Origin of the sequence: Microbacterium sp. Root180, from assembly GCF_001428485.1 — a bacterium.
In the GTDB taxonomy this organism is placed as follows: domain Bacteria; phylum Actinomycetota; class Actinomycetes; order Actinomycetales; family Microbacteriaceae; genus Microbacterium.
On sequence record NZ_LMHS01000002.1, the window covers coordinates 639,668 to 653,105 of the forward strand.

The 13,438-nt window shown below is 70.7% G+C and carries 13 protein-coding genes and 1 tRNA gene; 3 read left to right on the top strand and 11 right to left on the bottom strand.

The window, feature by feature from the left end:
- Positions 1-83: 83 nt before the first annotated feature.
- Positions 84-1,001 carry a phosphotransferase gene (locus tag ASD93_RS07325; protein ID WP_056120802.1) on the top strand — a complete coding sequence of 306 codons (918 nt, stop codon included), beginning with the start codon at positions 84-86 and terminating at the stop codon, positions 999-1,001.
- Here ASD93_RS07325 and ASD93_RS15985 read toward each other — a convergent pair.
- Positions 950-1,774 (bottom strand): hypothetical protein, encoded by an 825-nt coding sequence (locus ASD93_RS15985; protein WP_056120804.1) that lies wholly within the window; start codon positions 1,772-1,774, stop codon positions 950-952. The genes ASD93_RS07325 and ASD93_RS15985 overlap by 52 nt on opposite strands.
- A 340-nt stretch (positions 1,775-2,114) precedes the next feature.
- Here ASD93_RS15985 and ASD93_RS07335 point away from each other — a divergent pair, with 340 nt between their 5' ends.
- On the top strand, positions 2,115-3,551 hold the full coding sequence (locus ASD93_RS07335; RefSeq protein ID WP_056120806.1) for a hypothetical protein: 1,437 nt from the start codon (positions 2,115-2,117) through the stop codon (positions 3,549-3,551).
- Positions 3,552-3,656: 105 nt separating this feature from the next.
- On the opposite strand, the gene ASD93_RS07340 is transcribed toward ASD93_RS07335, so the two are convergent.
- The 5 genes from ASD93_RS07340 to ASD93_RS07355 all read right to left on the bottom strand — a co-directional run bounded on the left by ASD93_RS07340 (position 3,657) and on the right by ASD93_RS07355 (position 7,289).
- Entirely contained in the window at positions 3,657-4,082 is a 426-nt protein-coding gene (locus tag ASD93_RS07340) for a VOC family protein (RefSeq protein WP_082569222.1), read from the bottom strand.
- On the bottom strand, positions 4,054-4,584 hold the full coding sequence (locus tag ASD93_RS15715; protein WP_321163624.1) for a MerR family transcriptional regulator: 531 nt from the start codon (positions 4,582-4,584) through the stop codon (positions 4,054-4,056). The genes ASD93_RS07340 and ASD93_RS15715 overlap by 29 nt, the downstream gene beginning before the upstream one ends.
- A gap of 70 nt (positions 4,585-4,654) precedes the next feature.
- Positions 4,655-4,729, bottom strand: a tRNA-Gln gene (locus tag ASD93_RS07345).
- A 71-nt stretch (positions 4,730-4,800) separates the two neighbouring features.
- Entirely contained in the window at positions 4,801-6,315 is a 1,515-nt protein-coding gene (gene gltX, locus ASD93_RS07350) for a glutamate--tRNA ligase (protein ID WP_056120811.1), read from the bottom strand.
- 11 nt (positions 6,316-6,326) lie between these two features.
- Positions 6,327-7,289, bottom strand: a complete 963-nt coding sequence (locus ASD93_RS07355) for a LysR family transcriptional regulator (protein WP_235566904.1) — start codon at positions 7,287-7,289, stop codon at positions 6,327-6,329.
- A 99-nt stretch (positions 7,290-7,388) separates the two neighbouring features.
- Here ASD93_RS07355 and ASD93_RS07360 point away from each other — a divergent pair, with 99 nt between their 5' ends.
- The gene (locus ASD93_RS07360; RefSeq protein ID WP_056120814.1) at positions 7,389-8,459 is read left to right on the top strand and encodes an aminotransferase class V-fold PLP-dependent enzyme; all 1,071 of its coding nucleotides are present in this window, start codon (positions 7,389-7,391) and stop codon (positions 8,457-8,459) included.
- Position 8,460: 1 nt separating this feature from the next.
- On the opposite strand, the gene ASD93_RS07365 is transcribed toward ASD93_RS07360, so the two are convergent.
- The 5 genes from ASD93_RS07365 to ASD93_RS07385 all read right to left on the bottom strand — a co-directional run bounded on the left by ASD93_RS07365 (position 8,461) and on the right by ASD93_RS07385 (position 13,321).
- The gene (locus tag ASD93_RS07365; protein WP_056120816.1) at positions 8,461-9,312 is read right to left on the bottom strand and encodes a DUF6999 family protein; all 852 of its coding nucleotides are present in this window, start codon (positions 9,310-9,312) and stop codon (positions 8,461-8,463) included.
- A gap of 1 nt (position 9,313) precedes the next feature.
- Positions 9,314-10,015, bottom strand: a complete 702-nt coding sequence (locus ASD93_RS07370) for an iron-containing redox enzyme family protein (RefSeq protein ID WP_056120819.1) — start codon at positions 10,013-10,015, stop codon at positions 9,314-9,316.
- The gene (locus ASD93_RS07375; protein WP_162253383.1) at positions 10,012-11,154 is read right to left on the bottom strand and encodes a 3-oxoacyl-[acyl-carrier-protein] synthase III C-terminal domain-containing protein; all 1,143 of its coding nucleotides are present in this window, start codon (positions 11,152-11,154) and stop codon (positions 10,012-10,014) included. Before ASD93_RS07375 ends, ASD93_RS07370 begins: the two co-directional genes overlap by 4 nt.
- A 100-nt stretch (positions 11,155-11,254) precedes the next feature.
- A complete protein-coding gene (locus tag ASD93_RS07380; protein ID WP_056120822.1) occupies positions 11,255-12,550 on the bottom strand; it encodes an MFS transporter in 1,296 nt (431 codons plus the stop codon).
- A 3-nt stretch (positions 12,551-12,553) separates the two neighbouring features.
- On the bottom strand, positions 12,554-13,321 hold the full coding sequence (locus ASD93_RS07385; protein WP_056120824.1) for a fumarylacetoacetate hydrolase family protein: 768 nt from the start codon (positions 13,319-13,321) through the stop codon (positions 12,554-12,556).
- Positions 13,322-13,438: the final 117 nt, after the last annotated feature.

Genomic DNA, 13,438 nt, shown 5'->3' on the forward strand with positions numbered 1-13,438 from the left:
TGGGATCCTCCATCGGAGTCCCACACGCTACAACAGATTCCCACACATAACAAGACGCAGAGCTCTTTGGGTACGCTCGTGTGGTGCCCGACAAGCCCGCGGCCGAGGTGGCGATCGACGAAGCTCTCGTGCGTCGTCTCGTCGTCTCGCAGGCCGCCGCACTAGCGGGGGCCGAGACATCACCCCTCACGCGGGTCGCCGCGGGGTGGGACTGCGAGGTGTGGCGGCTCGGCGCGCAGTGGGCCGTGCGCCTCCCCCGGCGCGCGCTGGCTGCCCCTCTCATCAGTCACGAGCACCGCAGCCTCGCCGTCGTCGGGACGCTCATCGAGGCGACCGGCGTGCGCGTGCCGATCCCGGCCGTCCGCGGCACTGCGGATGCCGGCTATCCCTGGGCCTGGTCGATCGTCCCGTGGATCGCCGGCCACCGCGGCATCGACGTGCCCCGAGGCGAACGCTCCGGCTGGGCCGAGAAGCTCGCCGCGGCGCTCACCGCTCTGCACACGGCCGCCCCGGCAGATCATCCGGTCAATCCGGTGCGCGGCCGACCGCTCGCCACCCGCGCGGCCGTCTTCGCCGAACGGCTCGAGACGCTCAGCGCCCTGCGCACCGTGACCGCTCCGCAGGCGCGGGCTCTCGCGGATGCCTGGAGAGAAGGGATCGCCGCTCCCGCCTGGAACCGCCCCGCCGTCTGGATCCACGGCGACCTGCACCCGGGCAACCTCGTCGCCGACCGCTCACGCCTGGTCGGGATCATCGACTTCGGCGATGTGACCGGGGGCGACCCGGCCTACGACCTCGCCGTCGCCTGGCTCGCCTTCGATCGAGAGGGCAGGGATCGATTCCTCGAGGCGACCGGCGACCGGTACGACCGTTCGACCTGGACGAGGGCGCGCGCCTGGGCGGCAGCGGTCGCCGCGGTGTTCCTCGTGCACAGCGACGACGAACCCGACTACGAGGCGCTCGGCCGATCCGCGCTCGACGAGATCGCCTCGGGCACCTGACCGCCCGGCGGGCGCACCCACACGTCCACCGACCCCTCGTGGCCGACGAAGCGGATCACGGTTCCTACGGGCAGCGGGGTCTCCAGGTCCAGCGACAGTCCGTCGTAGATCGTGAAGTCGAGCACCGGATCGAGGCCTGCACCGGTGCAGGTGGCGCTGAGGAACGATCCATCGTGCGAGAGCAGCAGGCAGCGCGATTCGTCGATCCCGAGGGCCGTCCATACCTGGATCACGTCGTATCCCTCGTGGGGCACGACCGTTCCCGGGTTCACTCCCCAGTAGTCGAGATTCTCGGTGAATCCGGCGCCTCGCTCGCCGCCGTTCGGATCCACGCCGAGGGTGACGTCGGGCGGCGGGCCGTCGCCGTTCGGCCAGGTGAAGCCGATCGCAGCCCCCAGGACGATGCCGACGACCGCTGTCGCACCCCACAGCGGAATGCGGCGCCACCAGGGTCGGTCGGGGGGAACGACCGGCGACGCGACCTCCGTGCCCGCGGCGGGCGCCGGCTCGACGATCCGCGCCCCAGGTGCGTCGCGCGCCGGGCGTGCAGGAGGAGCGAGTGCGTCGTCTTCTGCCGACGACGCGGGTGCCGGGTCCACGGGGTCGGCCGGATCCCCGCGGCTCTCGACGGGCGGACGCGCGAGCTCTTCGAGTTCGCTCAGCCGCTGCAGCGCGATCGGGTCGAGTCCGATGTCGGCGTCGGGTCCATACGCCCGCCGTCGCAACGCGGCGAGCTCGATCGATCGCTCGGGCGACAGCGGCGGCGCGTCCATGTGGCCATTATTCTCCTGGATCGGCCCGAACGGACGGGATTCGTCGTCTGACCGTCGCGACCCCGTACTGCCCGGGTCTCTTGTCGACGTTCTACAGATATTCAGTCTCAACATCTGTGACACTTGGTTCCACCTTGAAGACTGGGCGTCGGATGCTTCGTCTCCGACCGCGCCGCTGTTACATTCGCACCGCTCCCCCAGCGCACCCGACGCCCGCCGCACCGACGATGGTGCGCGGGAGGGCGATCCCACACAGGGATCGAGCGACGACCCGGCGACAGCATGCCGGTGCCCTTCCACACGCCTGCCCCGCGCAGGCGCGACACCACAGGAGTCCTCGATGACGAGAACCACCACTGCCCACGCGCACGGCCTCGGCATGCGCATCGCCGTCATCGTCCTCAGCGTTCTGCTGGCGGCGATGATCTTCCTCTACTTCGCCACGACCTCGAAGATCGCCGCGGGCGCGGACGAGCTCGCGTCCGGCGCGTCGCAGGCCGATGCCGGATCCGCCGAACTCGCCGCCGGTGCGGTGACCGTCGCGGACGGGACGGCCGAGCTCAACGACGGCGCCGCGCAGCTCGATGCGGGCGCATCCGAGGCCGCCGCAGGCGCACAGACGCTGTCGACCGGGGCGATGTCGGCCGAGGACGGCGCGGCACAGCTCTCGACGGGTGCGCAGTCGCTCGCCCTCGGTGCGGGCTCGGCGGCGAGCGGCGCGAGCAGCCTCAGCACCGGCGCCCAGACGGCCGCCGCGGGCGCCGCGGATCTCGCCGCAGGTGCCCGTCGTGCCTCAACGGGAGCCGACACCCTCGCGGCGAAGACGCAGCGACTGTCCGACGGGGTCGTCGCCAACCGCGACCTGTCGCAGAACGTGCTGAGCGGCACCGTCGCGCTGAACGACAAGCTCACGGCGAGCGTCACCTCCGATGTGGTGCAGCTCTCGCAGTCCCAGTCCACTCTCGACCAGCTCGCTGCCGACACGACCGCGCACGCCACGACCCTCGCCGGCGCGCTCGCACAGCTCTCCGCCGCCGATCCCGGCAATGCGACCATGGCGAATCTCGCCGCACTCGCGGCGGGCGTGAAGACCGAGGTCGCGTACCTGACACCCGCCGCGACGAATGCTCCGCGGCTCGCCGGTGGGCTCGTCGCTGCGCGCGACGGCTCGAAGCAGCTGCGCGACGGTGCGACCGCGTTCGTGCAGGGCGTGCCGTCCAAGGGCTGGCCGGGCACCATCGGACTGGCCGACAAGAAGGCGGGTGCTCCGGCGCTCGCTGCGGGCGCGGCGGAACTGAGCGACGGCGTCGCCGACGTGAGCGCGGGAGCCGGCAAGATCGCGGCGGGCACCGCCTCGCTCGCCGCCGGTGCGTCCAGCCTCAGCAGCGGCACGCAGAGCCTGGCCTCGGGCGCAGGGTCCCTGTCGGTCGGGGCCACGTCGCTCGCCGCCGGAACCTCGAAGCTCTCCACGGGTGCCGAGGATCTGTCGAGCGGACTCGACGAGCTCTCGGCGGGAACGACGACCCTCGCCGAGGGATCGCAGACGCTTGCCGACGGCACTGCCCAGCTCTCCGCTGGCGCGGTGACGCTGAGCGACGGCAACACGCAGATCGCAGACGGCTCCGCGCAGCTCGCGACCGGGGCCGCCGGGGCGACGCCGATGGTCCTGCCGTGGCTGCTCATCGCCGCCCTCGGCGGACTCGTGGCGATCGGGTTCTGGGTCGGTCACCGCATCAGCCACCGTCAGCGGACGCAGGGCGCGCTCGCGACCGCCTGAGGTGACGGACGGCGCGGGGCGGAAGCATCCGGTCCGCGCCCTCTGCCGCCGCGCCGGAGCGAATCGTGTCGCTCTGACCGCGCCCGTCCGAAGGTGTGTGCGGTCTCAGCGCTGGTCGTCGGTCGCGAAGCCCTCGCTGTGCACGCGCTCTTCGAGGGGCTCCAGCTCCTCGAAGAAGGTCACCTGCCACCCGGACGGTCCCTGGACCCGCGCATTCAGGGAGCGGAACGGTGTGATCGTCGGCGTCGCGATCGTCGGCACGCCGGCGCCCTCGGTCGCCGCGACGGTCGCCTCCGTGTCGTCCACCTCGAGCGCGAGACGCAGCTTCGATCCCGCCGCGTGCGGCGCCCCCTCGATGGCATCGATGTTGCGGGTGTGAGTGGGACTCGCGAGCTCGATCGTCGCGAGCCCGGCGTGGAGGATGGCGACACGGTCGTCGCCGCCGGAGCCGAAGGCCGGCTGCTCGGTCATGCCGAGCACATCGCGGTAGAACCGCAGAGCCTCATCGAAGTCGTCGGTCTCGATGATCAAACGAAGTTGCCGGGGTCGAGGTGTCATGTCCCCTACGGTGCGCCCTGACACGCGTGTGAGGGGCAAGTCCGAGGCGCCGTCGCAGTTCGTCGAGGACGCTCAGCTCTCGCTCGATCGAGCGCCTCTCGTCCTCCAGCCGCAGCTCCGCATCGGCGAACCGACGCGACAGATCACTCGCCGAGCCGCCGCGGGCGCCGTTCAGGGAAGGAAGGAGTTCACGGATTCCCGAGCTGCAGAATCCTGCAGCGAACAGCTCCTGGATCTGGATGACGGCATCCACGTCCGCAGGTGTGTAGAGCCGCTGACCCGCCGGGCTGCGGAGAGGCGCGAGGAGTCCCTGCTGCTCGTAGTAGCGCAGGGATCGCTCGGTCACGCCGGACCGCTCCGCAAGCTCACCGATCCGCACGTCCGTCCCCTCTCGCCGCCGTTCCTCGAGAGAACGCGCAACCGCAGTGGGATATTGCGCGCAGGTATCGGACCGGCGCGATGCGAAGCACGCCACCCCCGCTCGGCACCCGCCCGGCTCGGCGGCCGAGAAACGAAAAACCCCCGCTCAGCGGGGGTTTTCTCATTGGCTGGGGTACCTGGACTCGAACCAAGAACAACGGTACCAGAAACCGCCGTGTTGCCAATTACACCATACCCCAAGGCGTTCGACCGGAGTCGTGCCGAGGGTCAAGCTTAGCCGACCCCGGCACATGCTCCAAACCGAGGCGTGTCAGCCCACGCGCTCGACGAGAGCGCCGAGCCGGCGGATCGTCTCGACCTTGCCGAGCAGCTCGATCGACTCGAACAGGGGCGGCGACACCCGGCGACCGCTGAGCGCGACGCGCAGCGGGCCGTAGGCGACGCGCGGCTTCAGCCCGAGTCCCTCGATCAGTGCCGACGAGAGGGCATCCTGCACGGCAGCCGTCGTGAACTCGGACTCGGGAACGAGCTCGAGCGCACCGACCGAGGCCACCAGCACCTCCCCTGCATTCGCGGGAAGGGAAGAGAGCGCGTCCTCGTCGTACGCGACCTCGTCACGGAACAGGAAACCCAGCAGCCCCGGCGCCTCACCGAGCAGCTGCATCCGCTCCTGCACGAGCGGTGCGGCGGCGGCGAGAGTCGCCTGCTGCTGAGCCGTCGGGGGCTCGGACACGAGCCCGGCGGCCGCGAGGTACGGAACCAGCCGCTGGGCGAAGTCAGCGGGCTGGAGCATCCGGATGTGGTCGCCGTTGATCGACTCGGCCTTCTTCTGGTCGAAGCGGGCGGGGTTGGGGTTCACGTCGACGATGTCGAAGGCGGCGACGAGCTCGTCGAGCGAGAACACGTCGCGGTCGGGCCCGATCGACCAGCCGAGCAGAGAGAGGTAGTTGAGCAGGCCCTCGTGGATGAAGCCCTTCTCGCGCTGGAGGAAGAGGTCGGCCTTCGGGTCGCGCTTGGACAGCTTCTTGTTGCCGACCTCGCCGAGCACCAGCGGCATGTGCGCGAAGCGCGGGACGAACGTGGTGACGCCGGCGTCGACCAGTGCGCGGTAGAGCGCGAGCTGGCGGGCGGTGGAGGGCATGAGGTCCTCGCCGCGGATGACGTCGGTGATGCCCATCAGGGCGTCGTCGACCGGATTCACGAAGGGGTAGAGCGGCACTCCGCCGGCGCGCACGAGCACGAAATCGGGGAACGATCCGGCCGGGAAGGTCACTTCGCCGCGGATCAGGTCGACGTAGGTGAGGTCTTCGTCGGGCACGCGCAGACGCCACGCGGGCTCGCGTCCCTCGGCCCGGAACGCCGCGCGCTGCTCGTCGGAGAGGTCGCGGTCGTGATTGTCGTAGCCCAGCTGCTTGGCGCGGCCGTTCGCCTCGTTGCGGGCATCGATCTCCTCGGCGGTCGAGTAGCTCTCGTACACGGCGCCCGCCGCGATGAGCTTGTCGAGCACCTCGCGGTAGAGCTCGTGCCGCTGCGACTGGCGGTACGGGGCGTGGGGACCGCCCACCTCGACGCCCTCGTCCCAGTCGATCTCGAGCCAGCGCAGAGCGTCCAGCAGCTGCTGGTAGCTCTCCTCGCTGTCGCGCGCGGCGTCGGTGTCCTCGATGCGGAAGACGAGCGTGCCGCCGTTGTGGCGCGCGTAGGCCCAGTTGAAGAGCACGGTGCGGATGAGTCCGACGTGCGGCAGACCGGTCGGCGAGGGGCAGAACCGCACGCGCACGTCGGCGCCGGTCGCGGTCGTGGTGCGGGGATCGGGTGAAGAAGACATCGCCCTCCAGTCTAGGCGCGGCCCGCCTCCGCGCCCGAGGCGGTCCATTCGGCCACCAGCCGCTCGATCGCGTCGAGTGTCGCGCGGACCGCGGGGACCCGATCAGCGCCGTGTGCCGTCACGACATGGATGGTCCGGGCCTCCGACGGCGGCAGCGGCAGGGTCGTGACCCCCGGAAGTCGCGGGAAGGATGCCACGGCCAGCCGCGGCAGGGTCGCCACGCCGATCCCTCGCGCGACGAGGCCCTCGACGGCGACGAAGTTGTCGGTCTCGAAGGCGATGTGCGGAGAGAATCCGGCGCGCGCGGCGAGCTCCAGGAGGTGCCCGCGACAGCGCGGGCACCCGGCGATCCAGCGCTCGTCCGCGAGGGCGGCGAGGTCGACGGACCCGTCGCCGGCGGCAGGGTGACCCTCCGGGAGGACCACGAGGAGGTCGTCGGTCCCGATCGCGCGGACGGACAGGCCGTGAGCGCTCGGACCGTGGGGATCGTCACGGTCCCCGGGATAGCTGAAGGTGAGGGCGAGGTCGGCCCGATCGTCCCGCACGGCCTCGACGGCCTCAGGCGGCTCGGCCTCGAGGTAGGTGAGGGTGACGCCGGTGTGACGCTCCTCGAGATCGGCGAGCAGCCGGGGCACGATCGTCGGCGACGCGGACGGGAAGCCGACGAGCCGCACTCGGCCGGTGCGAAGACCCCGCAGCTCGGCGAGTTCGCCGGCTGCGGCATCCAGCGCGGTCGTCACCGCCGGGGCGTGGCGCGCCAGAACCCTGCCCGCCTCGGTCAGGCGCACGGTGCGCCCCACGCGCTCGACGAGAGGAAGCTGGAGCCGCTGCTCGAGGCGCTTGAGCTGCTGACTGACTGCCGGCTGGCTGTAACCGAGCGCCGCGGCGGCGCCGGTGATCGAGCCTTCGTCGGCGATGGCCTTCACCACACGGAGGGCATGCGCATCGAGGTCGGGGTCGTCGAAGGCGGTCACACCGCACAGCATAGGACGGCGGCAAACATAACTCCAGTTGATGAATGTCATGAGACACCGCCCGTAGACGAATGGATGGCACAGGTCGAGTCTGGATGCATGGCCCTGCAGACGCTTTCCTCCCCCGCCCTCGCCGCCGCGCGCTCAGAGTTCACGGGCGGGCGCGGCTACCTCGCGGCGTGCACGGTGGGCCTTCCGACGCGGGCCACACGCGCGGCGGTCATCGCCGAGCTGGATGCCGCGGCCGCCGGCCGTCCGGACCCTTCTGCCGCCTCCGCTGCGGTCGAACGCTCCCGTGCGCTCTTCGCCCGTCTCGTCGGCGTCGAATCGCGCAGCGTCGCGATCGGATCGCAGGTGTCGGTGGCCGTCGCCCTGGTGGCGGCATCCCTTCCCCACGGAGCCGAGGTGCTCGTGGCCGAGGGCGACTTCTCATCGGTCGTGCTGCCCTTCGTCCACGCCGGGCGATCGCTCCGCGTGCGCGCCGTGCCCCTCGCGGACCTTGCCGGGTCTGTCGGGGCGACGACCGCACTCGTCGCCTTCTCCCTGGTGCAGTCGGCCACCGGAGAAGTGGCGGATGCCGATGCCATCGTCTCCGCCGCGGCGGCACACGGCGCCCGGACGCTGTGCGACGCCACTCAGGCCGTCGGCTGGCTGCCGGTCGAGGCATCCCGTTTCGACGCCCTCGTCTGCCACACGTACAAGTGGCTCTGCGCCCCGCGGGGCGTCTCGTTCCTCACCCTCTCGGACGACCTCGCACGAGAGGTGCCCCCGCTCTTCGCCGGCTGGTACGCCGGCGGCGACCCGTGGTCCTCGTGCTACGGCGGCGACGTCGAGCTCGCCCCCGACGTGACGCGGTTCGACGCATCGCCGGCGTGGCAGGCGTTCGTCGGCGCCGCGCCCGCACTCGCCCTGTTCGCCTCGCTGGACGGACATGCCGTGCACGAGCATGCGACGGGCCTCGCCGCGGCTTTCCGCCTGCGCCTGGGCCTCGGGCGTCCGGACCGCGCGAGTGCGATCGTCACGTGGGCCGATCCCGACGGCGCCGCCCTGTCACGTCTCGCCGACGCAGGGATCGTCGCGTCCGGCCGTGCGGGCCGGGCACGCGTCGCCTTCCACGTCTTCAACGACGAGGAAGACGTCGAGCTCGCCGCGAGCGCCCTCGGCCGCTGACTCAGTCGAAGTCTGCCGCCGTCTGACGCGGGTAGGCGCCGCCGGCGAGCTTCACGAGCTGGGCGTGCGCGTACTCGCACACGAGCGCGTGCCGGTAGACCATTCGCGGCACATCGACGTTGGAGTCCATCCACAGGCTCATGCCCGCGTTCTTCCAGTGGCGGAAGGTGTCGTCGTCGGTCACGAGCGCGAGGATCTCGAGGAACGAATCGTCGAACCGGATCGAGTGCACGGCTCGCCGGTACTCCTCGACCGTCAGCGCCATCGAGAACGGGATGTTCATGAAGCACAGGGCCGTCTGGATGTCGAGGCGGAGGAACCGGCGGCGACCGCGTTCGGCATCGAGCGGCGGGATGTCGAGCTGGGCGAAGTCGAGCGTCTCCGGGCGCGTCAGCGGCACGTCGTCGAGGGCGATGAGCAGGTCGTAGACGTTGACGTCGTGCTCGACCACGGCGTGGTCGCCGAGGCCGGCGAGCGTCTCGGGGCGGAGAGTGACCGGCTCCATGTCGATCGCCGTGTTGCGGACGATGAAGTTCACGAGGTTCGTCTCGACGACGAAGTGGCGGATGAGCAGGTCGACCGCGTCCGGCGAGACGAAGTGCCGCAGGAACCAGACGCACAGGAAGTCCATCGTGGACAGCGGCATCCACCGGAACGGCAGCACCCGCTTCACGATCGAGACGAGCGCGACGATGAGCCGCGACAGGATGCGCGCGATCGGGTAGAGCCACCGCCGGGACGGGCGCCGCTGATCGTTGATGATCTGCCGCACGAGGGCGCGGTCGAGCGGCACCGAGGGGTCGGCGTACACCGCCTCCCACATGCTCGGATCGGATTTGACGAACTCGGGCATGTCAGCGATCCAGTTCCTCGAGCTGCAGCACGTAGAGGCGCGCGACCACCTGTGCGCATCTCACCACCTGGTCGGCGGCAGCGGCGTCGACGATGCCCGAGGAGAGGATCGCGTCCATGTCGCCGGTGTGAGCGGCATCGGCCTGCTCGTGGTACCGCATGAAGTGCACCTGGTTGTCGGCGAGTCCGAGGACCTCCTGGAACCGTGCGGCCCATGCCGCCGCGCGCCGCGCGCCGAGACCCTCGATGATGAACATCGCCCCCAGGAGCCCGACGGGATTGGGCTGATCGGCGTAGTGGAACATGTAGCCGGACAGCGCCTCGGAGCCGAGGTTCTTGCGCCCCGCGCGCAGATGGTCGAGCGAACCGCCCACCGCGACGTAGTCCCGCTCGAGCATGAGGTAGTCGCGATGCTCCTCCTCGGCGTGGCGGATCGCGGCCGCCCGCAGCTCGAAGTGATCGATGTCGAAGCTCGCCGCGGCCCGCGAGATCCACGGCGACCCGTCGACGACCTGCTGCCGCAGGTTGTAGAGCAGTCGCTGGTAGTCCTCGAGGGTCACCGCGCCCTCTTCGAGCCGGCGCAGGACGGGAACACGCGAGAGCATCTCCTCGAACTCCGCCCAGACAGCGGCGAGACGCTCGGCGAGGCTCGCCTTCCCGTCGAGCGAGGCGTCGGTCGTCGCAGTCAGCGTGCTGTCGGTCATGGCGTTGCTCCTTGCGTAGCGGGTGGTGCGACCACCGTGAGATGGGCGAAGGCGAACGAGAAGCGCCCGGATTCCGGGACGGCCAGCAGGATCGTCTCACCGGGCGAGAAGCGTCCGGTGCGCCACGCCTCTTCGAGAGCGATGAAGATGCTCGCGGCGCCGGTGTTGCCGCAGGTCTCGAGGTTGGAGAACCAGCGGTCGGTGTCGAGCGCGGGGACGCGACGCCGCAGTCCTTCGAACGCCAGGTCGCGGAAGATGTTGGTGCTGTAGTGGCACAGCACATGATCGAGATGGTGCACGTCCACGAGTCCGATGTCGACGAGCTCCTCGAACTGCGCAAGGCCGGCGTCGGCGAGATCGTCCAGCACACTCACGTCCTGCCGCAGCAGGAACATGCCCGCGGCCTCGGCGTCAGGGATCGACACATCCTGCCAGGTGCTCCCGACGACGGGGTCCGTCCCGGCCATGCCGGCGCGCATGCAGACGTCGTGCTCGTGCGCCAGCGACACGTGCCGCACCCAGTCGACCCGCAGCGACGGACGGTCCGGGTGAGGCTGGAACTCGACCACGACCGCGCCGGCGCCGTCGGAGAGCATCCACCGAAGGAAGTGGGAATCCATGCCCGCACGGATCCCGTCGAAGCGGAGCTGGCGCAGGCTGCGGCTCGGGAGCTCGGAGCCGACCACTGCCACGCGCGGGTGATCTCCGAGCCGGACCTTGCTCACGGCCGCGTCGAGGGCGGACAGGCTCGACGCGCACACGCCCGCAACCGAGAGCAGCTGCATCGGACCGCCGCCGAGCCGGCCGTGCACCATCGAGGCGAACCCCGGCACCAGGGCGTCGCCCATGGTGGTGGCCGTGGCCAGCATCCGGATGTCGGACGCGGGGATGCCGCGATCATCGAGGGCGGCGCGCAGCGCCTTGACCGCCAGCTCTTCGTTCAGCTCGGTCGGCTCGCCGTTCTCGTCGAGCGCGTAATGGCGCTGCCGGATGCCGTTGGACTCGAGGATGCGGCGCCGGATGCGCTCGGTGACCGCGTCGGTGCCGCCGAGGCGCGTGACGATCCCGTCGTTGTCGACGGGATCCCCCGGCAGATACCGGCCGAAGCCGGTGAGGTATGCGGATGCCGTCGTGCCCATGGGGCGACGGTAGAGCATCGAAGGGGCATCTCGCCGAACATTGTGGGCACGGCACAAATCCGCATGCCGCCGCGCGCATATTGCCGCCCGACGGATGCGGCTACCCCGGCGTGGCGGCCGCCACGACCCGACCGCGGCGTCCGAACGGCGCGAGCACGACGGTCGCGATCACGAGGACCCCCACGGCCAGCGCGAGCCCGCCGTAGCCGATCCAAGCCAGCACCAGGCCGGCGAGGATCGCCCCGGCCGCGCCGACGAGACTCATGATGAGGTCGCTGAGACCTTGGCGGCGCGTGCGCTGCTCTTCGGAGGATGCCTCGGTGAGCAGCGTCGAGCCGGCGACGGTCGTCGCGCTCCACCCCAGTCCGAGGAGCACGAGCGCGACGGTCACCACACCGGAGGACTCCGCGCCGAACGACGCGGTGAGGAGCGCGCCGACGAGCAGTGCCTGGCCGACCAGGATCGTCGGAACACGCCCGACGCGGTCGGCGAGGATGCCGAAGACCGGCGAGAGCGCGTACATCCCGGCGATGTGCAGGCTGATCGTCAGCCCGATGATCGACAGCGACGCACCGTGATGCAGCAGGTGCACGGGTGTCATCGCCATCACCGACACCATCACGCCGTGCGCCGCCGCGACGGCGAAGATGGCGTAGCGGGCGACGATCGGGTCGTCGGGCTTCGCGATCGCGGTGGTCGCGGTCTTCGCCGCGGCAACGACTCGCTGCGCGAGCAGGAGAGGATCGGGGCGCAGGGCGATGAGGTAGAGCGCGATGCCGAGGAGCTGTGCGACCACCGTGATGAGGTACGGACCGGTGAGCGCCGGCATCCCGACCGCCTGACCGAGCGCCTCCCCCGGACCCGTGAGATTGGGCCCGAGCACCGCGCCGATGGTCGTCGCCCAGACGACGATCGAGAGGTCCCGTCCGCGCGTGGCATCCGTCGCGAGATCGGCGGCGGCGAACCGCGTCTGCAGGTTGGCGGCCTGCCCCGCTCCGACGAGCGCGAAGGCGGCCAGCAGCAGTGGGAACGACGTCATCGCCACCGCGACCATGACGAGCACGACCCCGACCAGTGCGATGGCCATCCCCGTCGCGAGCGACACCCGCCGGCCGCGGCGGCGTGCGAACGACGCGAGAGGCACGGCGAGAGCGGCTGTGCCCAGCGTCACACCCGCGGCGGCCAGACCGGAGAACGCCTCGTCGCCCGAGATCTCCGCGGCGAGCACGGCCCCGAGCGACAGCGTCGCACCGAACGCGAGACCGCCGAGGATCTGCCCGATCGAGAGCACCCACACGCTGCGCCGCTGCACGCGGGCGATCTCGGCGGGCGCGAGGGACGCGGCATCCGAGTCGTCTGTGCGCGCCCCCGGCGCGTCGGAAGGCGGAATCGCCATGAGCTAGGCCGGGCGCGCGGTGTTGCGCAGCAGCCCGAGGCCGGTGATCTCGACCTCCACGATGTCGCCCGCGGTGATCTGCCCGACGCCTGCGGGAGTCCCGGTGAGGATCACGTCGCCGGGGAGGAGCGTGAACGCCGCCGACGCGAACTCGATGATCTCGGCGAGCGAGAAGATCATGTCGGAGATCGGCCCCTGCTGGCGGACTTCGCCGTTGAGCCGGGTCGTGATGACCGCGGATCCGTTCACGTCGAACTCGGTCTCGATGGCCGGCCCGAGCGGGCAGGACGTGTCGAACCCCTTCGCGCGAGCCCACTGGCCATCGGATTTCTGCCAGTCGCGCGCGGTGAGGTCGTTGGCGATCGTGTAGCCGAAGACGTGGTCGAGCGCGCGCGAGGCGGGCACGTTCTTCGCGATGCGGCCGATGATCGCCGCCAGCTCGCCCTCATAGCTCACGAACTCCGAGTGCCGCGGCAGCGCCACGGCGTCGCCCGGCCCGATCACGGAGGTGTTCGGCTTGAAGAAGAGCATCGGCGCGGTCGGCACGTCGTTGCCCATCTCGGCGGCGTGGTCGCGGTAGTTGCGCCCGACGCACACCACCTTCGACCGCGGGATCACCGGTGCCAGCAGTGCGACGTCAGCGAGCGGCACGCGCTCGCCCGTGGTGTCGAAGCCGGCGAACATCGGGTCGCCGGAGAGGACGACGAGTTCGCCCTCATCGACGATTCCGAACCGGATGGACTCGTTGTGGCTGAAGCGTGCGATCCTCACCCGACCAGCCTACTCAGCGACCATGTCCCAGAATCTGCCGTTCATCGGTGCGTGAGCGACAGATTCTGGGACACGAAGGCGGGAGATCGGGACACGGCCCGCGGAGTCAGCCATCGA